Below are 22,023 nucleotides of genomic sequence, written 5' to 3'. Positions count from 1 at the left end.
CCGCCCCGTTTTGGGGGGATCGTTAGAAGCCCATCTTCTTCTTCATCTCCTGATCGACCCAGATGCGGGCGTAGATCGGCGCCGGGCGCACCGCGCCGGCGCGCAGCTCGCCGTCGTAGTTCTTCACCCACGGCCACCATGCCGCGTAGTTGTAGGGAATCGGCAGCCAGATATAGGGCGCCTTGTCGATGATCTCGGTCGTCATCTCGCGCAGCATCTTCTGGCGCTTGGCCTCGTCGGGCTCGCGATAGACTTCGTCGATCTTTTTGTCGAAGGCCGGATCGGACCAGCCCGACGGGTTCCACATCTGGCCCGTGCCGAAGCTCTTGCGGATGGTCGTGATCGGGTTGGTGTGGCCGTTGTTCATGAAGTAGGCCGGCGTCATGGTCCGCGAACTCATCGCCGACAGGAAGGCGCCATACTCCATGGGCTGGAGCTCAAGCTTCACGCCGACCTGCTCGAGATAGCCCGCCACCAATGGCAGCAGGTCCATATGGTCGGCATTGCACGAGCAGACCTGCACCTTGGTGGTGAAGCCCTTGGGATAGCCTGCTTCGGCCAGCAGCTTCTTGGCCTTGGCGGGGTCGTACTTGAACAGCTCCTGAACCGAGGCCGGTTGCTTGTCGAGCGGCTCGAAATAGCCGGCATAGTCGGGATGCTGCGGATAGGCGAAGAGTTCGGCATTGCCGTTATAGTAGGCCGTGACGATCTCTTGCTTGTTGACGGCGTAGTTCAACGCGCGGCGCACACGGATGTCCTTGAACGGTCCGTCGACGTCGACCCGCATCGCCATGAAGGTGCCGGACTGGTTCAGCCAGCGGTTCCATTTGAGCTGAGGTGCGCTCTTCTTCAATGACTCGACGTTCTGCCAGCGGATGTTCTCCAGCATGTCGAGCTTGCCGGTGCGCAGCGCGGTGACATAAGTCGCCTCATCCTTGATCGTGCGATAGGTCACCTTGTCGACGAACGGCAGCTTGTACTCCTGGCCGCCGATCATCTCCCGGCCCCAGTAGTCGGGGTTCTTCGTGTAGGTGTTGGAGTTACCGGAGATGAAGTCCGTCAGCATGAACGGCCCGGTGCCGTTGACGTTCTTCCAGTTGGTGGCGCCAGCGTCGACCACTTCCTTGGGATGGATCGCCGAGTAGTAGCCCCAGCCGAACTGGTAATCCCATTCAGCGAAGTAGTGCTTCATGTAGAAGACGACGGTGTGGCTGTCCGGTGCTTCGACCTTCTCGACATGATCGAAGTAGCCCAGCAGGCGCTTGGGACTCTTGTTCAGCCGGTTGAAGGTGAAGACGATGTCATCGGAGGTGAACTCGCGCTTCTTCATGACGCCCGGCTTCTCCGGGAAGGTCACGCCCTTGCGTACTTTCATCTCGACGCGCAGCGGGTCCTGCTTCCACTCCCACTTTTCGATCAGCTCGCCGCGGATGGCGTCGGTCGGCAGCCAGGCATCGGGCACGAAGTTGTAGGGCCCGCCCGCTTTCTTGCTCTTGGAGAGATCACCGGCGAAGAGCTGTTCGTAGAACATGCCGGTGTCGTGGTTGAGCTTCCAGTTGAAGTCGGCCGGATCCCACGAAAGCGCGGTCAGGGTGACATAGACCGTGCCGATCTCCAGCGAGCCACCATATTGCGGCTTCTGGCCATTCTCGGCCCGCGCCGCACTGCCGGTGGCGGTCATTCCCGCCAGCGTCATCGCGCCCGCCAGGAGCGCGCTCTTCAGTGTTCTCATCTTCTTCCTCTTCCTCCCAGTCCCCGTTTCCGTTCTTTTTCCCTCAGCGGCTGCCTCGCATGCGCGGATCCAGGAGATCGCGCAGCGCGTCGCCGAACACGTTGATGGCGTAGACCACGATGGTGATGCAGAGGCCGGGTGCCAAAGCGAGCCACGGCGCGAGATACATGAACGAGCGACCCGAGCCCGACAGCATGCCGCCCCAGGTCGGCGCCGGTGGCGGCACGCCGAGACCCAGGAAGGCCAGGCCCGACTCGGCCAGGATCACCGCGCCGACGCGCGTCGTGAAAAGCACGATCACTGGCGCCATGACGTTGGGCAGGATGTGCCGCCACAGGATGCGCGGCAGCGAGGCGCCGGTCGATTGTGCAGCATGGACGTAGGCGTTCTCGCGCACCGACAGCACCGCGCCGCGTATGATGCGGCTGCCGGCGATGCCGTAGAGCAGCCCCAGCAGCACGATCACCGGCCCCATGCCCGGCCCCACGACCGACACCACCACGATCAGGATGATGAGGTCGGGAAAGCTCATCCAGGCGTCGACAAAGCGCTGCATCACCATGTCGAACTTGCCGCCGAGGTAGCCCGAGACGATGCCGATGAAGACCGAAACTACGGTGGCGAGCGCCGCCGCCGACAGGCCGATGATCACCGAGAGCTGCGCGCCATAAAGGCAGCGCGAGAGCATGTCGCGGCCGAGATTGTCGGTGCCCAGCCAGAACCTCTCGCTGGGCGGCTTCAGGCGGTTGATCGGGCTGATCTGGTTGTAGCCGTAAGGCGCCAGCACATCGGCGAAAATCCCGCAGAACAGGAAGATGGCGCAGATGACGAAGCCGAAGGCGCCGAGCGGCTTGTCCCGGAACAGGCGGCCGATGAAGTGGAGCGTGCCGCTGGATGGCCTGCGGCGCGGCGCCTGGACGGTGGTTTCGGCGACGGTAACCATCAGCGGTACCTCACCTTGGGATCGAGCAGCCCGTAGCTGAGGTCGACCAGCAGGTTGATGAAGACGACGGCGACGCCGACGATCAAGAAGACGCCGGTGATGATCGGATAGTCGCGCTGGCCGACCGCTTCGAGCAGCAGCAGGCCCATGCCGGGAATGACGAAGATCTGCTCCATGATGACGGCGCCACCGAACAGCACCGGCGCCTGCAGCCCGACCAGCGTGACCACCGGGATCAACGCATTGCGCAGCGCGTGGCGGATGATGGTGGTGCGTGGCGCCAGTCCCTTGGCGAGTGCGGTGCGGATGTAATCCTGACGCATCACCTCCAGCATCATCGTGCGGGTGAGGCGCATGGTGACGGCCGAGAAGGCCTTGCCGAGGATCAGCGCCGGGATCGCCATCTGGGCGAGGTTCTTCAGCGGATCCTGGCTGAACGGCGTAAATTTCACCTCGGGCGACCAGCCCCACCAGATCGAAGGAAAGACCATCACCAGGGTGCCGACCCAGAAGCCCGGCAGAGCCAGCGCCAGGATGGCGAAGGAGCGTGTGACGTAATCGCCGATCGTGTCCTGCGCGACGGCCGAGTAGACGCCGATCGGAATGCCGACCACCAGCGCCACGATCAGCGCCATGATGCCCAGCTCGAAAGTGATCGGCAGGCGATGCAGGATTTCCTCCATCACCGGCGTGTTCTGCCACAGCGACTTGCCGAGGCTGCCTTCGAACAGGATGGCGCCCACCCACCGGAAGTATTGCGTCACGACAGGCTGGTTGAGACCGAGCGCGGCCTCGAGCTGCTCGCGGCTCTTCTTGTCGGCGCCGATATCGTTGCTCGACAGCATCAGGTCGATGATGTCGCCCGGGATCAGGCGCACGGTGATGAACACGATCAGGCTGGCGAAGATCAGGGTCGGAATCAGCGCCAGCACGCGGCGGATGATGTAGGCCTGCATCAGGCGCTTCCTCCTGCTTGGATTGCCGACGTGATCGCCGCGGGATCGGCCGGCTCGGCGTAGAGCCGCGCCACCTCCGCTGCGCGGGTTTCGAGAACGCGACGGCCGTTGATCGAGCGCTTGTCCGTCACTTCGCCGTCGGCCGAGGACGGCGGCGCCAGGAGCGGCAGCAGACGCAGGACACGCGTGCTGGAACCGGCCGCCCGGCCATTGAACACCGCCAGCAGCCGCGCCAGCGCTGGCCGCCACTGTTCAGGACCGCCCGCTTCGCGGCAGGCCTTCTCGTCGAGCCAGACCAGGGCGCCGAGCCACGGCCTGTCGGGCGCGGCAATCACCAGATCGCGCACGTAAGGCTGCAGCGCATCGATGAGCTGGCTGCGCAAGGTGGTGGCCTGCACCCAGGTCCCCGACGCCAGTTTGAATTCCTCCGACAGGCGGCCGGCAAAGGCGATACCGGCCTCGGGCCGGCTTTCATCGACCCAGCGCGCCGCATCGCCGGTGCGAAAGAAGCCTTCTTCGTCGAAAGCCGCGGCTGTTGCCGCAGCATCGCGATAGTAGCCGGGCGCGACGTTCGGACCCTTTACGCGCAATTCGTAACGGTCGCCGGCCGGCACCAGCTTTGCCAGCATGCCGGGCTGCGGCAGTCCGAGCACACCGGTGCGATCGACATTCCAGTAGACCATCAGGCCGGTGCTGGTCGTTTCCGTCATGCCCCAGCCGCAGTCGAACGGCAGCCGCTCGCCGAGCTGCCGCGTGGCGATGCTCTGCAGCCGATCGAAGCTCTCCTGTGGCAGCAGCGCGCCGCCATAACCGACGCTTTGCATGTTCTTGAAGAACTTGGCGCGCAGGTCGGCGTCCTTTTCCAGCGCATCGAGCAGCAAGGGAAAGGCCGCCGGCACGGTGGCGAAGCTCGACGGCGAAAGCTCGCGCAGGTTCTCGAGCGTTTCCTGAAAGCGACCGTCGACTGGCCGGCCACTATCGATGAAGAGCGATCCCGCGATGCGCACGATGCTGCCGAGAACGGCGTTGCCGCCCCAGGTGTGATGCCAGGGCAGCCAGTCCAGCGCGACGGCGACGTATTGATCGTCGAGCGGTTCACCCACCGCATAGATCATCTCGGCCGAAGCAGCGAGATTGCCGTGGGTGTTCAGCACGCCCTTGGGTGATCCCGTCGAGCCCGACGTCAGCAGGATCTTGGCGGGAGTGGCGGCGGTGATGTGCTGGCGGCGCTCGGCAACGGCAGCATCGATCGAGCAGGTGGCGAGTGCCGCAAAAGCAACCCCTCGCCTGCCGTCGACCGTGACCAGCCGCGCGCCCCTTAGCTCGGCGCGATCGAGGGCAGCAGCATAAGCCTCTGAATCTTGGGCGAAGACCAGCGCCGGTTCGACAATGCCGAGCGCATGATCGAGGCGCGCGAGGTCGGCTGTCTGCGAATAGCCGGGTGAGATCGACGCTACGGTGGCACCTCCTCGCAAGGCGCCGAAGAGAAAGAGCGCATTCTCCAGGCTGTTGTCCGACAGGATCGCGACGGGTGCTGAGTCGGGACCGTAACCCTGAGCGATCAGCCAGGACGCGATTGCCCCCGTCTTGGCCCAAGCCTCGGCATAGGAAAGATGCTTCCAGGTACGGGCCGGGCCGCGGCGCTCCGCAAGGAAAGTGACATCGGGCCGGAGAAGCGCGGCGCGTTCCAGCCAATCGATCATCAACGGCAGATTCTCTGTAAGTGCCTGGCCGGCAGAAAGCACGAGCGTGCCATCGGCTCGACGCTCGACGCACACTGCTGGTTTCGGCCGATTGGGCACGCGCATAGGCGCCAGGTGGCTCACCTGCCTACATCCCTCCGAGTCGTTTCCTCAATTACCCGCTTGGGCGAGTATTCTTGTTAGCGACAAGCTCAGGGATTGCAGTTCGACTGTCAATTAGAACAGACGGACTCAGGGTAACTTGAGTTTCCGGCTCACGGCTCGTGCAACGAGCTCGTTCGTAAAAGCGTTCGGATGACCGTCGTGCGGGATCATGATCTTCGCCGAGTCCATCCTGTCGGTCAGCGTATCGACACGGATCATCGGTGCGTTGAGCGCGCGTACACGGCTAAGCGTCGAGAGCAGGATGGAATGCGCAACGCCCGTATCGCCAACCTCCACCTGTGATTTCTCGTCTGGCCAGGAATAGACGATCACCAAAGGAGCATTGAACTTCTCGCGTGCAAACGATTGCAGTCGCGCCATCATGGCCACGAACAGTTCGCTTTGCTCTTCCTGACGCTGGCGCATGCCGATAGCGTCGATGAAGGTGAACTGCTGGCCGAGCAGATACTTCGCGCCGGCAATGGGATTGCGCCAGCGATACTCGTTGAACGAGCCCGTCCAGCGCAGCACGCCATTTTCCAGCACGTAGCGCGGTGAAGTGCCGAGCCACCCGCCGTCGCCGGTGGTGCGCGCAAGCTGGGCCGGGATGATCCAGGTCACAACCGCCTTGACCTTCTTGTCCTTGTAGCGATCGAGCAAGCCCGCTTCGAAGAGGCGGATCAGATGGTTCGGCGCATATCCCGGCACGCCGAGATTGACGCCCTGCACTTTGAGATTGCTCAGCTTCGTGAACTGCGCTGCGAGCGCCTGATCGTCGGCCAGCCCCTGACCGAAAATGAACGAATCGCCGAGGAAGAGATAAGTGTCGGCGTCGGACTCGGCAGTCGGCGTCACGCGCGCCGCTGTCGCGTCGAAGTGGTAACTGACCCGATAGACCGGCTCGTCGCCGAAGGTCGCGGTCGCGATGACGGTCGAATCGGGCTTGGGCCGGAAGCCAAGGATCGGATCGGAGGGCGGCCACCACTTCGGATCAGTCATCCGCACCAGGCCGCGGCCCATGGGCGTCGGAGAAATGATACCCGCGAACGCATCGAGGAGCGCGAGGCTGATCGAAACGGCGGCCACCAGCAACGCGCCAGTGCGCCAGCGATTGCCCCGGAACAGGACGACGCCCGTAATGGCGAGGAGAGCCGCAGCAACGCACGCCCACACCGCCGATTGCAGCGCTACGGCGACGAGACCAACCGCCAGGAGAAAGGCGCCGGTCAGCCAAATATTACGATACGTGCTGGCCATTGACGTGAAGGCGCTCCGCGGGGGTAGGCTGGGGTGTAGGCGTTCGAAAGGAAAACATCAATGAGCGGGCAGTTGCCGCTGCAAGGTCTTCGGGTACTGGATCTGGCGAGTTTCATCGCTGGTCCAGTGGCCACAACAGTGATGGGGGATTACGGCGCGGAGGTCATCAAGATCGAGCCGCCCGGCGAGGGCGACCCCCAGCGCAAGCTCGGTCAGGCCCACTCGGTTCCACAGCATCCGGTCAATTTCTGCTGGCACCTCGTGAATCGCAACAAGCGCTCGGTCGTGCTCGACCTCAAGCATCCCGATGGCCGCGCAGCCTTCGACCGGCTGCTCGCGACCGCCGATATCATGGTCGTGAACTTTCCTTTGAAGGTCCGCGAACGATTGCGCATGCGCTATGCCGACGTGAAGCACGTCAATCCGCGACTGATCTATGCGTCGATGACAGGCTACGGCGAGAGCGGCCCCGACGCCGAGCAGCCGGGCTTCGACTCGACGGCGTTTTTCGCACGGTCCGGACTACTCGATGGCCTGACCTACGAAGGTGGGCCGCCGGCTTTCTCCCTGCCTGCGCAGGGCGACCAGATGACGGGCATGAACCTCTTCGCCGCCGTCACCATGGCTTTGCTGCACCGTGAACGCACCGGCGAGGGCAGCGAGGTCGGCACCTCGCTGCATGCGAGCGGCCTTTGGTCCAACGCCATCCTGGCACAGGGCGCGCTCCTCGGTTCCTTCGTGGCGCCGCGTCCACCACGCAACAAGCCAAGAAGCGCTCTGGCCAATCAGTACCGCACGTCAGATGGCCGCTGGATTCAGCTCACCATCGTGCGTGAAGACAAGCTCTGGCCCGAGCTCTGCAAGGCGATGGAGCGCACCGACCTCCTGGACGATCCGCGCTTCAAGACTCTGGAGAGCCGACGCGCACACGCGCACGAACTGGCCGCGCTCCTCGATCCGGTGTTCGCCAGCCGGCCGTGGCTCGACTGGCGCGAACGGCTGCGCCGTCACGAGATCACCTTCGGGTTACTCGGTATCCTGCGAGATGTGCCTGACGATGAGCAGGCCGTGGCGAATGGCGCAGTCGTGGCGAGCGCACAGGCTGATATGCCGCGCACCATCTCCGCCCCCATTCGTCTCTCCTTTGCGCCCGAGCCGGCGACACCGGGGCCGGGCCCCGACTATGGCGTGCATACCGACGAAGTGCTGTCCGAACTGGGTTACGCCAGCGACGAGATCGACAAACTGCGCACTGCCCGCGCGATCGGGTAACGCTCAGGCAGCCTCGGCGAGCACGGCGCCTTTGCTGCTGCCGAGATGGCGGCGGACGTCAGCCACGATGGCGGCATCCGCGTCGTCATCGCGGCGACGCGGCCGTGGCGTGTCGATCGCATGGTCGGCGACGGCGCGGCCAGGAGCTCCGGCCAGTACGACGACGCGGTCGGCGAGATAGGTCGCCTCCTCGATGTCGTGCGTGACGAACAGGATGGTCTTGCCCGTCACCTGCCAGATGCGGGTGAGTTCATCCTGCAGGCTCTCGCGCGAGATGGCGTCGAGGGCGGAGAAGGGTTCGTCCATCAGCAGCACCTCGGGCTCGACGGCGAGCGCGCGGGCCAACGCCACGCGCTGACGCTGACCACCCGAAAGCTGGTGCGGCCAGCGGCGGGCGAGATGAGCGAGACCCACGATGCCGAGCGCGTCGAGCGCCTTGGCATGGCGGTCACGCCGCGAGAGGCCACGTCCTTCGAGGCCGAAGGCGACATTGTCGATCACGCGCCGCCACGGCAGCAGGCGTGAATCCTGGAACACCAGCGCGACCGGCTGGCGCTGCGCAGAATGCGTGTCGAGCGTCACCTTGCCGGCGCTCGCCTGGGCCAGACCGATCAGCACGCGCAACAAAGTCGACTTGCCGACGCCGGAAGCTCCGACGATGGCGACGAACGCGCCGCGGGGAATGGCGAGATCGAGCCCGCGCAACACTTCGGTGCGCCGACCATCGCGTTCAAAGGTGAGGCCGAGCCCCTGGATGTCGATTACGCTTTCCATCGCAGCAGCCAGTTCTGGAGGAGCAGGAACAGGGAATCGAGCAGGCCGTAGAGCGCGGCCATGGTCAGCATGTAGACGATGACGATATCCGTCGCGAGCAACGCCGAGGCTTCGATCATGCGGTGACCAAGACCGGGCACGCCGAAGATTTCGGCAGCCACGACCGCCATCCACGCCTGACCAAGCGCGGTGCGCAGGCCGACCAGGATGCCGGGCATCGCCGCCGGCAAATAGATCTTGAAGAGCTTCTCATGCGCGGCGCGAAAGCCAAACGCATCGGCCACTTCGAGCAGGTCGCGGTCGACGGCCCGCACCGCGCCATGGGCCGCGAAGAACACGATCCAGAAGACCGAGATGGTGATGATGAACACCGCGGCCGAGGGCGTGACGCCGAACCAGATGATGGCAAACGGCGCCCAGGCGAGACCGGGGATCGGCCGCAATACACGCACGACCCACGAGGTCAGGTCCTCGGCAACCCGCGACATGCCGGTGAGTACGCCGAGCGCGATGCCCAGCGCCGAACCCACAACGAGGCCCAGCGTGTAGTGACTGAGGCTTCCGGTGACCGCCGTGAGCCACATGCCCGAAGCGAGTTCGCTCTGAAAGGCCGCAGGAATGGCGAGCGGCCCCGGCAGCATCATCGGATTGACGAGGCTGAGCGACGGCACCGCCTGCCAGATCAGCAGGAAGGCGAGCAGACCCGCCGCGCCCAGCCCAACGGAGCTGAACGCGTTCAGCCGGGCACGCCGCGCCGCGGGAGCGACCGGCAGGGCCGCAGTTTCAGTGAGCGCCATCAGCCCGGCCGCCGCGCCTTCTCGAAGAAGCGCACGTCGAACAGGTCATCGAGGTTGGCCGCTTCCTTGAGGGAGCCGAGCTTGACCTGATAGGCCTCCATCGCCTTGGCCGGCGCGATGACCTGACGCGGATCGATGACGAACTTGGTGGCAGGCGACTTGAGCGCCGCCTTGATGATCTCGAGATCGACGATGCCCTTGGCGAGCGTCGCCGCAACGGCGGGCGCCGCACGATCAGGATCGCGCGTCAAAAGATCCCCGGCGCGGACCAGCGAGTCGACCAAGCTCTGGACCGCCACGGGATGCTTGGCGAGGAACGCACCCGACACGCCGACCACCGTGCCGGGTTGCCCCGGAAACAGCTTGTCGCCGACTTCGATCAGTTTGATGCCGGGATTGTTCTTCTGGATGATCGACAGCGCCGGCTCCCGCACCGTGGCGCCTTCGACGACATCAGCCAGCACCGCCTGCTGCGTGGCATCGATGCCCATGGCGACGACCTCGACGTCCTCGCGATTGGCCTTGATCACTTCCCACAGCCAATACTGCAGGGTCGTGTTCGGCACCGAGCCGGCAGGCTGCGTGGCCAGCCGCGCCGCCTTGCCGGTCGCTGCACGATAACGCTTGAACGCCTCGGCCGGCGTAACGCCTTCGGCGAAGTGTTGGGCGAGCCGCGGACTGCCGACGAACACGTTCTCGCCGGTCGCAGTGGCGGCTACCACCTTTACGTCGATGCCACGCGAACGCGCGACACCCAGCGGGGCGATGCCCGCGACGTAGACATCGACGGTGCCCGAGGCCAGCGCCTGGATGGCGTGAGGCCCGGATTGGAAGGTCGTGAAGGCGAGATCGAGCCCCGCTTCCTTCGCCCAGCCCTCCTTGTCGGCGACCAGGATCGGCGCGACGCCGATCACCGGGATGTTGCCGACGCGGACGGGCACGCGAGCTCCCTGGGCCGCCGCGGTCCGCGACAGGATCGCAGGCGCAGCGAGGAGTGACGCGCCGCCGGCCAGGAAGGCACGGCGCTGGACGAAGGTCGGAATCATGATGCTCTTTCCAGATATAAAGGACGGCTTCAGCGAGCGTTCACGCGCGCCGGGCTCAGTCGCGCCGCCGCCAGGCGCGCATGGCCGGGTGTGGTGAACTGCGTGCCGTCCAGCTCGAAGAACGGACGGGCGGTGGCGTGAAAGCGAAAGGCGTTGCCGTCGCGCAGGACGATGCCCGCAGGCTCGCCCCAGATCTCGACGATGAATGGCTCTGACATGACTAACTCCTTCGTGGCCCCTTGCTCAGGGGGCCGGACTCGACTCTGAAAACTGTCGTCTTAGGTCCTGCGGCACATGCCGCATCGACAGGTCGAGCGAAGAAGGAGAGTTGGGCGAGTCATTGTCGTCTCTAGGTAGCAGTCTTGCGACCCTGCTGAAATGCCCTCGATTAGAGGCACAGACAATGGCGGCAGTTACCGTATTTCAGAGCCAAACAGAACGAACCGGGCGTTTCGACCAGCCGCTGGGAAAAATTCTTCTCCCCAATAGAAATGCCCGGTCCTCGCGGACCGGGCATTTGTTCTGGCAGATAGCTTGTAGTGTTAGGCCGCGACGGCGAGGCCCGTCGTTTCGTCGACGCCGGTCTTGAGGTTGATCACCTGCACTGCGGCGCCCGACGCGCCCTTGCCGAGATTGTCGAGCGACGCCACGACCAGGATGTTCTCCTCGGCGTCGTTGCCGTAGACCGCGAGCTCCATCGAGTTCGTGTCGGTCAGCCGGTCGGCCCGCAGGAACCGGTCGCGCTCCAGCCACTTGCGGTCGGCGAGCGGCCGAACGGTGACGAAGGTCTCGCCGGCATAGTGGTCGGCCAGCACCTTGTGTACGTCCTTCGCCGTCACCTTCTTGCCTACGATGTCGCGCGTGATCGGCACCATGACCAGCATGCCCTGGGCATAGTGACCGACCGACGGCACGAAGAGCGGCGCATGCGCCAGGCCGGAATACTTCTGCATCTCCGGCACATGCTTGTGCGTCAGCTCGACACCGTAGACGCCGAACGGCTCGACGTCCGGCGTGCCTTCATGAACCGCGATCAGCTCCTTGCCGCCGCCGGTGTAGCCCGAGACACCGAACACGGCCGGAGTCGCGTCCTTGCGGATGACGCCGGCCTCGACCAGCGGATGCATCAGCGCGATGCCGCCCGTCGAATAGCAACCGGGGTTGCTGATCCGGTTCGAGTCCAGCAGCTTCTGGCGCTGCGTCTTGGTCATCTCCGGAAAGCCGAAGGTCCAGTTGTCGGCGACACGATGCGCCGTGCTAGCGTCGATCACGCAGGTGTCGGCGTCGCCGACGGCAGCCATCAGCTCCTTCACCGCCGCGTCGGGAAGGCAGAGGACGGCGATGTCAGCGGCCTTGGTGATCTCGACCCGCTTGGCCAGATCCTTGCGATCGGCCATCGGCAGTTCGAGCAGTTCGACGTCCGGCCGGTCCTTCAGGCGCTCGTGGATCTTGAGCCCGGTCGTGCCGTGCTGGCCGTCGATGAAAATCTTGGTCTTGTTCGTGCTCATGCTGGGCTTCTTTCTCTCGGATTCAGGGCCTTTGGAAACTCGGCCAACTGGAGAAGAAGGTGATGGGAAGCCGCCTGATCCTCTCCAGCGGCTTCACGATACGGCGCGCCTGTTACGCGCGCGCGTCTTCACGCCGCTTGGAAAAGCGGCGACGTCGCGACCGGAAGAGAGCGGACGGCTGGATCATGGTGGGCCGGATATTTCATCGGGGAGCCCCGATGTCAAGATGGCGGGGACCGGCTAGGTTCTATTCTTCCCTGTTGGAGGCAGCCATGAGCCAGTCCCCCCATCCTGACGGCCTGTCGATGCTCGAGAAGCGAAAGATCGAGGCCGAGATCCTGAAAGAGGTCTACGAGACCCTGAAGGCGAGCCATGGCGAGGTTGTCGCCAAGAAGACCATCGAGGAGTCGGTGCGCCGTTCGGCGATCGAGCAGGCCCGCCAGTTCGCCGCGGCCGCACCAGGCGGCACCTCGCTCAAAGCTTTCCAGGACGTGATGCCGCTCTGGACCAAGGGCGGGGCGCTCGAGATCGAGGTCAAGGAACAGAGCGAAAGCAGTTTCACCTTCAATGTCGTGCGCTGCCGCTACGCCGAGACCTACAAGGCGATGGGCCTGGGCGAGATCGGCCATCTCCTCTCCTGCAATCGCGACGGCGCCTTTTGCGAAGGCTACGATCCCAAGCTCAAGCTCGAACGCACGCAGACCATCATGCAGGGCGCCAGCCACTGCAACTTCCACTACACGTACGAGAAGTAGAGCACCGGGGGCTCAGTTCAGGAACTCGGCCACCACGATGTGGCCGTCCTTGGCGGGCCAGGTGCGGGTCGGCACGGTCTCGTTGTTGAACACCGCCACGACCGTGCGCGCTGGCGAAGCTTCGAAGGCAAGCCTGCCTGTCGATGTACCCGGCACGCCATCGTTGATGCCGGGCGGCACCTTGCCGTCGAGCGTGAACTTGTCGCGACCGACGCCGAAATAGCCGCGCGGCCGGCTCATGATCGTCACGGCGCCGGCGCCTTCGTCCACCTTGGTGAAGGGTTGCGGCCGGAGATGCACGACATCGCTCGACCGCAGGAACGGCGAACGATAGGTGTGCGTCGTCGGCTGGCCCGGCATGTAGAGCACGAACTCGTAGTAGGCGTCCGAGCGGCCAATGAAGGGCCCCCACACGCCGTCTTCATCGGTGGTCTTGCGATGCAGCGCCACCGCGCTCAGCCGGTCACCGGTGCGGCTGTCGATTTCGAAGATCTCGACCTCGGCGCCGCTCGCGGCGACGTTGGTATAGGCGCCTTCAGCGATGCCGGTGACCTTGCCGTTCAGCACCGGCCGCGGCTCCTGCGCGATGAACATGCTGCCGGGCGCCTTGCCCGTGATGTGTTCGTACATCGCCGCAAAAGCGAGTTTGTGGAACGCGACCTCGCGATGGTCGAGTCCCTCGAGAATCACGTTCTTGGCGCCGCGCAGCTCGGACGCGTCGTAGCCGACGCCGGTCGGCTTGCCGGGGGCGCCGACGAAGCGGCCGTCGGGCTGGGAATATTTGTCGTTCCTGTCGGAGCGGATCGCCATCAGCTCGACACCGGGGATGAGATCGTCGGCGCCGGCATTCAGCCCTTTCAGGAACGGAAAGGCGCCGTTGAACTCGCTGCCGGGCAGTATGGTCTCGGATATCACTATGCCCCTGTTGGGCGTGCCGCAGAGCACGGCGTGGCTCACCTGCTCCGCGCCGCCGCCGTTCTTCAGGAAGCTGCGGATTGCATTGCCGCCGCGCGACGAACCGACAAGCGCCACCTTGCGCCGGCGCGTGGCCTTCAGGACTTGCGCCACAAATGTCGCCAGCTCCTTCATCTGGTCTTCGGATGAAGACCGGAATGGCTGCGGCTTGGAATCGTCGCTGCGGGCGTTGGGGTAGGCGAAGTCGATGGCGAAGAGCTGGTTGCGCTTGTAGCCGTTGGCCTCGAACCGCCAGATATTGTTGATCCAGAGCGCACTCGAATCGCCATTGCCGTGCACGAACACGACCGGCGGCGGTCCGGCTTCGGCCGGCGCCTGGCGGCGTGGTGCGCCCTGCGTTTGGGCGAGCGCCACCGAAGGCAGCAGCAAGCTCGCGCCGCCCAGGAACGCGCGTCGGTTGGGGCCCCCAAACGAGGATCGCAGGCCCTTGCTCATCACTCCCCCTGACATTCACCCTATGTTGGCAAATGCCGGCGCCCGACGCTACGCTCGCAACATGTCAATTTGTTACGTCACGAGCCCGGTCGGCCGACTGGCGATCGAGGCCGATCACGATGCCTTGACCGGCTTACGCTGGGCGAGTGACGGCGAGCGGGCGCGGGACCAGGGCATGAATCCCGTACTGAAAGAGGCTATGCGCCAGCTCGAACGCTACTTCGCCCGCCAGCTCAAACGCTTTGAGCTGCCACTCGCTGCACGCGGCACTGATTTCCAGAAGAGCGTGTGGAGGATGATGAGCGAGATTCCCTACGGCGAGACTGCGACCTATGGCGGCATGGCGATGGCGCTGAGCTCCGGGCCACGGGCGATCGGCATGGCGTGCGGGCGCAATCCCATCCCGATCATCGTGCCCTGCCATCGTGTCCTGGGCAGCGGCGGCAAGGAAGGCGGCTTCTCCGGCGGACAGGGCTTGCCGACCAAACGCAAATTGCTGGCGCTGGAAGGCGTCGTCCTCCTGTAGCTTCTCTGTCGTTGCGTCGGCGGGAAGCCCCGGCTACGGAGACGTCATGCGCGTGCTGATCACCCGGCCGGAACGCGAGGCGACAACGCTGGCGGCAGCGCTAGGCGAGCGCGGCCATGCGCCCGTGATCGCACCGTTGTTTCATCTGCAGATTCTGCGGCCACCTGCAGGGTTCTCCGCAGCGCTCTCGGCCGCCCAGGCGGTTCTGCTGACCAGCGCCAATGGCGCGCGGGCGCTCGCCGAGGCAAGCGATCAACGCGGCCGGCCGATCCTTGCCGTCGGCGACACCACTGCTTCGACAGCCGAAGGGTTGGGCTTCAGCGCCGTTGCCTCGGCATCAGGCGATGGTCTGGCGCTCGCCGATTTGGTCCGGGAGAAGCTTGATCCCAAATCGGGACCGCTGGTGCACGTGTCGGGCGCCGACATCGCCCTCGACTTTGCGGAGGCACTGAAGCCCGACGGCTTCGAGGTCCGCCGTTTCGCGCTCTACGATGCGCGCAAGGAAACCGCCCTGCCCGATTCGGCGCGTGCCGCGATCGAAGGCCGCGCCCTCGATGCCGCGACCTTCTTCTCGCCGCGCGCCGCCGACCTGTTCGTGCGGCTGGTGCAGGAGGCGGGCGTGTCGAGCGCGCTCACCGGTGTCACGGCCATCGCCATCAGCCCGACCGCGGCCGCTCCCTTGAAAACATTGCCGTTCAAGACGGTCGTGGCGGCGACACGACCGACCCGTCAGGCCGTTCTCGACGAAATCGACCGACTTGCCGCCACCGGCGTAGAAGGACCGAGCACCATGAGCGACACACCTTCTTCTCCCGATCGCGCTTCTGCCGATCCCGAGCCGCCCATTGCCTCCACTGCTCCTCCACCTGTCCAGACGCGCCGCGGCATCGGCGTGGTGGGCGCCTTCTTCACCGGCATCGTGTCGTCCTGCCTCGTGCTGGCAGGGGCATTGGTTTCATTGCCCTACTGGCCCGCCGAGATCCGTAACCTGTGGCGCGGCGAGGCCGCCGTGCCGGCGCCGACGCCCGCGCTAGACCTTCAGGCCGTCCGTCAGGATGCTGCCGCGGCCGCCACGGCGACAGTCACGGCCGCACGCGCTGAAATGATGGTCAAGCTCGACGACCTCGAGAAGCGTCTGCGTGCGCTGTCGACGACGGTAGCCGAGCGACCTGCCGCGGCTCCATCTCCGCCATCGGCGCCGGATCCCGCCATCGCCGAGTTGCGTCGCAAGGTCGAGGCGCTTGAAAGCCGCCCTGCGTCTGCACCGGCCCCCGACCCCGCTCCGCCAGCGGCCAGTGTGGCCGCGCCGAACCCGGACCAAGAGAGGGAGATCTCGACGCTGAAGCTCGAGATCGCCACGTTGCGCAATGCCCTGCAGTCGCTCGACCAGGCGGTGTCCGGTCAACGCGATCAGGCCAAGGTGCTGGCCGATGCCGTCGACAAGGCGCGCAGCGAAGCGAGCGCACGCGGCGCCGGCGAGCAGAAAGCCCTGGCCGCCGCCAACGCCTCGGCCGTGATCGGCATTGCGGCCCGGCTGAATGCCGCCCTCGACTCCGGCCTGCCCTTCGCCGCCGACCTCAAACTACTGGCGCCGCTGGCACAAAGCGACGCCAAGCTCGGCGAAGTCGTCACGGCCCTGCAGCCCTATGCCCAGTCCGGCGTCAGTTCGCGTGCCGCTCTCGCGGCCGCCTTTCCGGCGATGGCCAAGGCGGCCCTGGCCGACGATGTCGCCGACGATTCGTTCGGCGAACGGCTCATGGGCAAGGTGCGCAACCTCGTCTCGCTGCGCCGTGTCGGCGCCGACGTCCAGGGTGACAGCGTCGAGGCCAAGCTGGCCCGCGCCGAAGCGGCCGTCGAAGCCGGCGATCTCGGCAAGGCGGCAGAGCTGGTGAAGTCGATGCCGCCCCAGACCGCACGGGCAACGACGGGATGGCTATCGCGCGCCGAGGATCATCTAGCGGCTAAGCGCGCGATCGATCAGCTCGCGGCACAGGCCGTGGCGCTCCTCGGCGCGACGCGGTAAGCGGCCAATGACCACCCTCCGCACGCTCATCTGGTTCGTCGTTGCCGCGGTCGCCATGTTGGGCGCGGTGTGGCTCGCCGAACGGCCGGGCAGCCTGACGGCCGAATGGCAAGGCTGGCGCCTCGATACCAGCGTCGGCGCCTTGCTGGTCACCGTCGTCGTGCTGATCCTGGTCAGCATCGGCGCGTGGTTGCTCTATCGCTGGATCGTCGGCGCACCCGGCGCCCTGCTGGAGGGCTGGGGCGAAAGCCGACGCCGTCGCGGCTATCGCGAACTGACCCAGGGCCTCGCCGCCGTAGCCGCAGGCGATGGCGCAGAGGCACAGAAGCACGCGCGCAAGGCCGAGCAACTTCTGTCGGAACCGGCCTTGACCCTACTGCTGTCGGCGCAAGCCGCACAGCTCACCGGCGATCGCGACGGCGCCCAGCGTGCCTTCAACGCCATGCTCGAAGACGAGCAGATGGCCTTCCTCGGCCTGCGTGGCCTGATCGGGCAAGCACTGCGCGATGGCGACCAGTCCAAGGCGCTGGCGCTGGCCGAGCGCGCCTTCAAGCTCCGGCCGCAGACGCCGTGGGTCGTGCATTCGCTGTTCGACATGCAGGCCCAGACCGGCCAGTGGAGGGCGGCGCAAGAGACGCTGGAGTCGGGCATCCGCCGCAAGGTGGTGACCCAGGACAAGGGCCGGGCGCTGAAGGCGCTACTCGAAGTCGAGCGCAGCCGCGAAGCCGAACGCGAGGGTCGCACGAGCGACGCGCTTGCTTTGGCGCGTGAGGCATTTGGTCTGGCGCCCGAGCGCATCGCGGCCACGCAGCGGCTGGCCGAACTGCAGATCAAGACCGGCGACAAGAAGAAGGCGATGCGCACGATCGAGCGCGGGTGGGCCGTGGCGCCGCATCCCGATCTCGTGCCGCTCTACCTCGAAGCGTCAGACGAAAGCGAGGCGCTGAAGCGCATTGGTGTGGTGCGGAAGCTGGCCGGCCAGAATCCGGCCGACATCGAAAGTCACATTGCGCTGGCGCAGGCCTCGCTCGACGCGGGCCTGTGGGGCGAGGCGCGGCGTCACCTCGAAACCGCCGCCGGCACCAACCCGCCGGTGCGCGTCTGCCGTCTCATGGCCGAGGTCGAGGAGCGCGCGCAGTCCGATCCGGCGAAGGTCCACGACTGGCTGGCGAGGGTCGCCGACGCGCCGGCCGACCGCAGCTGGCGGTGCGGCTCGTGCGGTGCGCATCACGAAGCCTGGCGGCCGGTCTGCGAGAGCTGCGGCGCCTTCGGCACGCTGCAGTGGCGCGCGCCGGGCACCTATGGCCATATCCTGCCGCCGGAAGCGCAGCCCGCGCCCGCTCTTTCCCCTCCGACGCCAACGTCGCCGATGCCCTCTCCTACTACGGGGTCATAGATGTTCGAGACCACTCTCGCCGGCAGCCTGCCCAAGCCAGCCTGGCTCGCCACACCGAACGTTCTGTGGGCGCCCTGGACGCTCTCCGGCGCGCCCCTCTTCGAAGCCAAGGACGACGCGACGTTCCTGGCGATCCGCCGCCAGGAAGAGGCCGGGCTCGACATCGTCAGCGACGGCGAGCAGGCGCGGCAACATTTCGTGCACGGCTTCCTGGCTGAGGTCGACGGTGTCGACTTCGACAAGAAGGTGCGCATGGGCATCCGCAACAACCGCTACGATGCCGATTGCCCGACCGTGACCGCGCCGCTCAAGCGTCGCCGGTTCGTGCACGAGCGCGAGGCGCGGGTCGCGCGTGCCGCCACGTCGCGCAAGCTCAAGTTCACCTTGCCCGGCCCAATGACGCTGATCGACACGCTGGCCGACGGCTACTACGGCGATCGCGTGAAGATGGCCTTCGCCTTCGCCGAACTCCTGAACCAGGAAGCGAAGGAGCTGGAGAAAATCGGCGTCGACGTCATCCAGTTCGATGAGCCTGCCTTCAACGTCTACCTGAAGGAGACGGTGGACTGGGGCGTGCCGGCGCTGGAGAAGGCGGCCGAGGGCCTGAAATGCACCACGGCCGTCCACATCTGCTACGGCTACGGCATCGAAGCCAACATCAAGTGGAAGGAAACGCTGGGCGAAAGCTGGCGCCAGTACGAAGAGACCTTCCCGGCGCTCGATCGCAGCTCGATCCAGCAAGTGTCGCTCGAATGCCGCGAGAGCCACGTGCCGCCGGAGCTGATGAAGCTGCTCAAGACCAAGACCGTGCTGGTCGGCGCCATCGACGTCGCCTCGGATAAAGTCGAGACACCCGAGCAGGTCGCCGAAACGCTGAAGCTCGCCACGAAGTTCGTCGATCCCGAGCGCATCCAGGCCTGCACCAACTGCGGCATGGCGCCGATGACGCTGGGCGTCGCCTACGGCAAGCTGCGCGCTCTCGCCGAGGGTGCCGCGCTGGCGCGAAAGGCTTTCTAGCTAAGGCGTACGCGGAAGCCGCTGGCGGAGCGCATAGAGCATCTCCAACGCCTCGCGCGGCGAGAGTTCGTCGGGATTGACCTCGGCCAGCGCCTTCTCGACTTCCGATTCTTTCTGCTTGCCCGAACCGCCAGCCGGTCGCGCGGGTGCGGCGGCAAAGAGCGGCAGATCGTCGGCGAGCTTGGTCACCGCACCCGACTGCTCGCCCTTCTCCAGCACCGCCAGCACTTCCTCCGCGCGCGTTACGACGGCGGCCGGCAGACCGGCGAGCTGGGCGACGTGGATGCCATAGGACCGATCGGCGGCGCCCGGCGCCACTTCGTGCAGGAACACGACCTCGTTCTGCCACTCCTTCACGCGCATCGTGTAGGGCGCTAGAGCGGCGAGCCGTTCCTTGAGCGCGCCCAGCTCGTGATAGTGCGTGGCGAACAGGGCGCGGCTTCGATTGATGTCGTGCAGATGTTCGAGCGTCGCCCAGGCGATCGACAGACCATCGAAGGTCGCCGTGCCACGGCCGATCTCGTCGAGGATGACGAGGCTCCTCGCCGTCGCCTGGTTCAGGATGGCCGCGGTCTCGACCATCTCGACCATGAAGGTGGAACGACCGCGCGCCAGATCGTCGGCAGCGCCAACACGGCTGAACAAGCGATCGACGATGCCGATGGTCGCCGTCTTGGCCGGCACGAACGAACCGGCCTGCGCCATCACCGTGATCAATGCGTTCTGGCGGAGGAAGGTCGACTTGCCGGCCATGTTGGGACCGGTCAGCAGCCACAGCCGCCGCTCGGTGCCGAGGTCACAATCGTTGGGCACGAACCCTGAGCCGCCCTGCTTGGAGAGCGCCGCCTCGACCACGGGATGCCGCCCGCCTTCGATGGCGAAGGATGGTTCGTCGGTGAGCAGCGGCCGCACATAGTTGCTGGAGGCAGCAAGCTCCGCCATCGCCGCGGCGACATCGAGGGTGGCGAGCGCGCGACCGGCCGCCGCGATGGCCGTCGACACCACCAACACCTTGGCGACCAGCTCCTCGAAGATCGCGAGTTCCAGCGCCAGTGCCTGATCGGCAGCACGGCCGATGCGGGTCTCCAGATCGGCAAGCTCGGCGGTGCTGTAGCGCGTGGCATTCGACATCGACTGCCGGCGCGAGAAACCGAGGGCCGCGATATCGAGCTTGTCGGCATGCGTCGCCGTCACCTCGATGTGGTAGCCGATCATGTTGTTGTGGCGGATCTTCAGCGAGGGGACGCCGGTCGAAGTCCGATACTTGGCTTCCAGTGCCGCGACGGTCTTGCGGCTGTCGTCGCGCAGGGTGCGTTGTTCGTCGAGCTCGGTGCGATAGCCCTGGCGTACGAAGCCGCCGTCGCGCGTCAGAAGCGGCGGTTCGTCCGCCAGCGCTTCAGTGAGAGCCGCGACCGTAGCCCGATGGCCCGAGCAGTCCGCCACGATGCCGGCGAGCGGCGCGGGCGGCGGCGCCAAGGCTTCAGGTTCCGCCTTCAACGACTCCGCCAGCGTCTCGCCTGATTCCAGCCCATCGCGCAACGCTGCGAGATCGCGCGGACCGCCGCGACCGACACTGAGCCGCTGCAACGCACGCTCGACATCGGGCGTGCGCCGCAGCGCCTCGCGGACACGCTCGCGCACGGCCGGCCGCTCGACGAAGAGCTGCACCAGGTCGAGGCGACGTTCGATCTCGGGACGTTCGGTCAGTGGCGCGGCGATACGCTCGGCCAGCAGACGCGCGCCTGGACCTGTGAGCGTGCGGTCGATGGTGGCGAGCAGGCTGCCGTCACGCCGGCCATCGAGGCTGCGCACCAGTTCAAGGTTACGCCGCGTCGCCGGATCGATCTCCATCGTGCCGTCGGCGCGCTCGCGGCGCGGCGGCGAGAGTGCGGGTCGCTTGCCGGCCTGGGTCAGCTCGACATAGTCGAGCAGGGCGCCGCAGGCCGCGATCTCGGCGCGCGAGAAGCTGCCGAAACTGTCGAGGGCAGCGACATTGAACGCCGCCTGCAGGCGCTTGCGGGCATTGTCGCTGTCGAACCGCGCCGAGGGCAGCGGCGTCAGGACGGAATTCCATTCCTCCAGCACCGTCTTCAGGGGTTCGCGCGCCAGCAGCCGGTCGGGCACCAGCAATTCGCCCGGCGCCAACCGCGCCAGCGCGGCCGCGACCTGGCCCGGCTGTAGCGGCTGGGCTGCGAAATCGGCCGTCGACAGGTCGAGCCAGCCCAGCGCCAGTTCGCCCTGCGCCTCGGCGAGGGCGGCGAGGTAGTTGTGGCTGCGGGCATCGAGCAGCGCGTCCTCGGTCAGTGTGCCCGGCGTGATGACGCGCACCACGGCGCGCTCGACCACCGACTTGGCGCCGCGCTTCTTGGCTTCGGCCGGATCCTCGACCTGCTCGCATACTGCAACTTTGAAGCCCTGGCGGATCAGTCGCGACAGGTAGGCTTCGTGGCTGTGCACCGGCACGCCGCACATCTTGATGTCTTCGCCGAGATGCTGACCACGCTTGGTGAGCGCAATATCGAGCGCCGCCGAGGCCTTCACCGCGTCGTCGAAGAACAGCTCGTAGAAATCGCCCATCCGGTAGAAAACCAGATGGTCCGGATGCGCAGCCTTGATCGCCAGATACTGGCGCATCATCGGCGTGGCGTCGGCGGGAATGGCGGAACTGTCCGGCACGAAACTCCTCCGAGCCCGGTCTAGCACAGGCGACCGGGCGGGCCATGTGGACGAGAGGTGGACGATATCTGGGGACCGGATACCGACA

Annotated in this window: 18 protein-coding genes; 6 read left to right on the top strand and 12 right to left on the bottom strand. The window is 65.9% G+C overall.

The window, feature by feature from the left end; all coding sequences use genetic code 11:
- Nucleotides 1-22: 22 nt before the first annotated feature.
- From EPO50_RS07160 to EPO50_RS07140, 5 genes are all read right to left on the bottom strand, one after another.
- Nucleotides 23-1,732 (bottom strand): ABC transporter substrate-binding protein, encoded by a 1,710-nt coding sequence (locus EPO50_RS07160; RefSeq protein WP_296342421.1) that lies wholly within the window; start codon nucleotides 1,730-1,732, stop codon nucleotides 23-25.
- A gap of 43 nt (nucleotides 1,733-1,775) precedes the next feature.
- Nucleotides 1,776-2,675 (bottom strand): ABC transporter permease, encoded by a 900-nt coding sequence (locus EPO50_RS07155; RefSeq protein ID WP_296342419.1) that lies wholly within the window; start codon nucleotides 2,673-2,675, stop codon nucleotides 1,776-1,778.
- On the bottom strand, nucleotides 2,675-3,631 hold the full coding sequence (locus EPO50_RS07150; protein WP_296342417.1) for an ABC transporter permease: 957 nt from the start codon (nucleotides 3,629-3,631) through the stop codon (nucleotides 2,675-2,677). The genes EPO50_RS07155 and EPO50_RS07150 overlap by 1 nt, the downstream gene beginning before the upstream one ends.
- Nucleotides 3,631-5,334, bottom strand: a complete 1,704-nt coding sequence (locus EPO50_RS07145; RefSeq protein ID WP_296342415.1) for an AMP-binding protein — start codon at nucleotides 5,332-5,334, stop codon at nucleotides 3,631-3,633. Before EPO50_RS07145 ends, EPO50_RS07150 begins: the two co-directional genes overlap by 1 nt.
- A 231-nt stretch (nucleotides 5,335-5,565) precedes the next feature.
- The gene (locus EPO50_RS07140; protein WP_296342413.1) at nucleotides 5,566-6,735 is read right to left on the bottom strand and encodes a hypothetical protein; all 1,170 of its coding nucleotides are present in this window, start codon (nucleotides 6,733-6,735) and stop codon (nucleotides 5,566-5,568) included.
- A 60-nt stretch (nucleotides 6,736-6,795) separates the two neighbouring features.
- On the opposite strand from EPO50_RS07140, the gene EPO50_RS07135 reads away from it, so the two are divergent.
- On the top strand, nucleotides 6,796-8,007 hold the full coding sequence (locus EPO50_RS07135; protein WP_296342411.1) for a CaiB/BaiF CoA-transferase family protein: 1,212 nt from the start codon (nucleotides 6,796-6,798) through the stop codon (nucleotides 8,005-8,007).
- A gap of 3 nt (nucleotides 8,008-8,010) precedes the next feature.
- Here EPO50_RS07135 and EPO50_RS07130 read toward each other — a convergent pair whose 3' ends face one another.
- From EPO50_RS07130 to argC, 5 genes are all read right to left on the bottom strand, one after another.
- Nucleotides 8,011-8,781 carry an ABC transporter ATP-binding protein gene (locus EPO50_RS07130; protein WP_296342410.1) on the bottom strand — a complete coding sequence of 257 codons (771 nt, stop codon included), beginning with the start codon at nucleotides 8,779-8,781 and terminating at the stop codon, nucleotides 8,011-8,013.
- Complete coding sequence (locus EPO50_RS07125) at nucleotides 8,769-9,578, bottom strand: ABC transporter permease (RefSeq protein ID WP_296342408.1); 810 nt, start codon at nucleotides 9,576-9,578, stop codon at nucleotides 8,769-8,771. The genes EPO50_RS07130 and EPO50_RS07125 overlap by 13 nt, the downstream gene beginning before the upstream one ends.
- The gene (locus EPO50_RS07120) at nucleotides 9,578-10,624 is read right to left on the bottom strand and encodes an ABC transporter substrate-binding protein (RefSeq protein WP_296342406.1); all 1,047 of its coding nucleotides are present in this window, start codon (nucleotides 10,622-10,624) and stop codon (nucleotides 9,578-9,580) included. The genes EPO50_RS07125 and EPO50_RS07120 overlap by 1 nt, the downstream gene beginning before the upstream one ends.
- Nucleotides 10,625-10,653: 29 nt before the next feature.
- Nucleotides 10,654-10,842, bottom strand: coding sequence for a hypothetical protein (locus tag EPO50_RS07115; protein WP_296342403.1), 189 nt, complete (start codon nucleotides 10,840-10,842; stop codon nucleotides 10,654-10,656).
- 324 nt (nucleotides 10,843-11,166) lie between these two features.
- Nucleotides 11,167-12,132, bottom strand: coding sequence for an N-acetyl-gamma-glutamyl-phosphate reductase (gene argC / locus EPO50_RS07110; RefSeq protein WP_296342401.1), 966 nt, complete (start codon nucleotides 12,130-12,132; stop codon nucleotides 11,167-11,169).
- Between the two features lie 272 nt (nucleotides 12,133-12,404).
- On the opposite strand from argC, the gene EPO50_RS07105 reads away from it, so the two are divergent.
- Nucleotides 12,405-12,887, top strand: a complete 483-nt coding sequence (locus EPO50_RS07105; protein ID WP_296342399.1) for an L-2-amino-thiazoline-4-carboxylic acid hydrolase — start codon at nucleotides 12,405-12,407, stop codon at nucleotides 12,885-12,887.
- Between the two features lie 12 nt (nucleotides 12,888-12,899).
- Here the strand turns inward: EPO50_RS07105 and EPO50_RS07100 are convergent, their stop codons facing one another.
- Entirely contained in the window at nucleotides 12,900-14,297 is a 1,398-nt protein-coding gene (locus EPO50_RS07100; RefSeq protein WP_296342397.1) for an alpha/beta fold hydrolase, read from the bottom strand.
- A gap of 61 nt (nucleotides 14,298-14,358) precedes the next feature.
- On the opposite strand from EPO50_RS07100, the gene EPO50_RS07095 reads away from it, so the two are divergent.
- From EPO50_RS07095 to EPO50_RS07080, 4 genes are read left to right on the top strand one after another with little or no spacing between them, the layout of a single operon-like run.
- Nucleotides 14,359-14,823: a methylated-DNA--[protein]-cysteine S-methyltransferase gene (locus tag EPO50_RS07095; protein ID WP_296342395.1), complete on the top strand. Its 465-nt coding sequence runs from the start codon at nucleotides 14,359-14,361 to the stop codon at nucleotides 14,821-14,823.
- Between the two features lie 46 nt (nucleotides 14,824-14,869).
- Nucleotides 14,870-16,846 carry a uroporphyrinogen-III synthase gene (locus EPO50_RS07090; RefSeq protein WP_296342394.1) on the top strand — a complete coding sequence of 659 codons (1,977 nt, stop codon included), beginning with the start codon at nucleotides 14,870-14,872 and terminating at the stop codon, nucleotides 16,844-16,846.
- 7 nt (nucleotides 16,847-16,853) lie between these two features.
- On the top strand, nucleotides 16,854-18,242 hold the full coding sequence (locus tag EPO50_RS07085) for a heme biosynthesis HemY N-terminal domain-containing protein (RefSeq protein ID WP_296342392.1): 1,389 nt from the start codon (nucleotides 16,854-16,856) through the stop codon (nucleotides 18,240-18,242).
- On the top strand, nucleotides 18,243-19,259 hold the full coding sequence (locus EPO50_RS07080; protein WP_296342390.1) for a methionine synthase: 1,017 nt from the start codon (nucleotides 18,243-18,245) through the stop codon (nucleotides 19,257-19,259).
- Here EPO50_RS07080 and mutS read toward each other — a convergent pair whose 3' ends face one another.
- Nucleotides 19,260-21,935: a DNA mismatch repair protein MutS gene (gene mutS, locus EPO50_RS07075; RefSeq protein WP_296342388.1), complete on the bottom strand. Its 2,676-nt coding sequence runs from the start codon at nucleotides 21,933-21,935 to the stop codon at nucleotides 19,260-19,262.
- Between the last annotated feature and the right edge of the window lie 88 nt (nucleotides 21,936-22,023).

The organism is Reyranella sp. (assembly GCF_004297405.1).
GTDB lineage: Bacteria > Pseudomonadota > Alphaproteobacteria > Reyranellales > Reyranellaceae > Reyranella.
This window is presented reverse-complemented; position numbering and strand designations above follow the sequence as displayed.

Bases quoted from the DNA above. Each gene is read 5' to 3' on its own strand.
- EPO50_RS07155 (WP_296342419.1), bottom strand. From the start codon at position 2,675: ATGGTTACCGTCGCCGAAACCACCGTCCAGGCGCCGCGCCGCAGGCCA.
- EPO50_RS07095 (WP_296342395.1), top strand. From the start codon at position 14,359: ATGTCAATTTGTTACGTCACGAGCCCGGTCGGCCGACTGGCGATCGAG.
- EPO50_RS07120 (WP_296342406.1), bottom strand. From the start codon at position 10,624: ATGATTCCGACCTTCGTCCAGCGCCGTGCCTTCCTGGCCGGCGGCGCG.
- EPO50_RS07125 (WP_296342408.1), bottom strand. From the start codon at position 9,578: ATGGCGCTCACTGAAACTGCGGCCCTGCCGGTCGCTCCCGCGGCGCGG.
- argC (WP_296342401.1), bottom strand. From the start codon at position 12,132: ATGAGCACGAACAAGACCAAGATTTTCATCGACGGCCAGCACGGCACG.
- EPO50_RS07090 (WP_296342394.1), top strand. From the start codon at position 14,870: ATGCGCGTGCTGATCACCCGGCCGGAACGCGAGGCGACAACGCTGGCG.
- EPO50_RS07145 (WP_296342415.1), bottom strand. From the start codon at position 5,334: ATGATCGATTGGCTGGAACGCGCCGCGCTTCTCCGGCCCGATGTCACT.
- EPO50_RS07105 (WP_296342399.1), top strand. From the start codon at position 12,405: ATGAGCCAGTCCCCCCATCCTGACGGCCTGTCGATGCTCGAGAAGCGA.
- EPO50_RS07080 (WP_296342390.1), top strand. From the start codon at position 18,243: ATGTTCGAGACCACTCTCGCCGGCAGCCTGCCCAAGCCAGCCTGGCTC.
- EPO50_RS07150 (WP_296342417.1), bottom strand. From the start codon at position 3,631: ATGCAGGCCTACATCATCCGCCGCGTGCTGGCGCTGATTCCGACCCTG.
- EPO50_RS07085 (WP_296342392.1), top strand. From the start codon at position 16,854: ATGACCACCCTCCGCACGCTCATCTGGTTCGTCGTTGCCGCGGTCGCC.
- EPO50_RS07135 (WP_296342411.1), top strand. From the start codon at position 6,796: ATGAGCGGGCAGTTGCCGCTGCAAGGTCTTCGGGTACTGGATCTGGCG.
- EPO50_RS07140 (WP_296342413.1), bottom strand. From the start codon at position 6,735: ATGGCCAGCACGTATCGTAATATTTGGCTGACCGGCGCCTTTCTCCTG.
- EPO50_RS07115 (WP_296342403.1), bottom strand. From the start codon at position 10,842: ATGTCAGAGCCATTCATCGTCGAGATCTGGGGCGAGCCTGCGGGCATC.
- EPO50_RS07160 (WP_296342421.1), bottom strand. From the start codon at position 1,732: ATGAGAACACTGAAGAGCGCGCTCCTGGCGGGCGCGATGACGCTGGCG.
- EPO50_RS07100 (WP_296342397.1), bottom strand. From the start codon at position 14,297: ATGAGCAAGGGCCTGCGATCCTCGTTTGGGGGCCCCAACCGACGCGCG.
- EPO50_RS07130 (WP_296342410.1), bottom strand. From the start codon at position 8,781: ATGGAAAGCGTAATCGACATCCAGGGGCTCGGCCTCACCTTTGAACGC.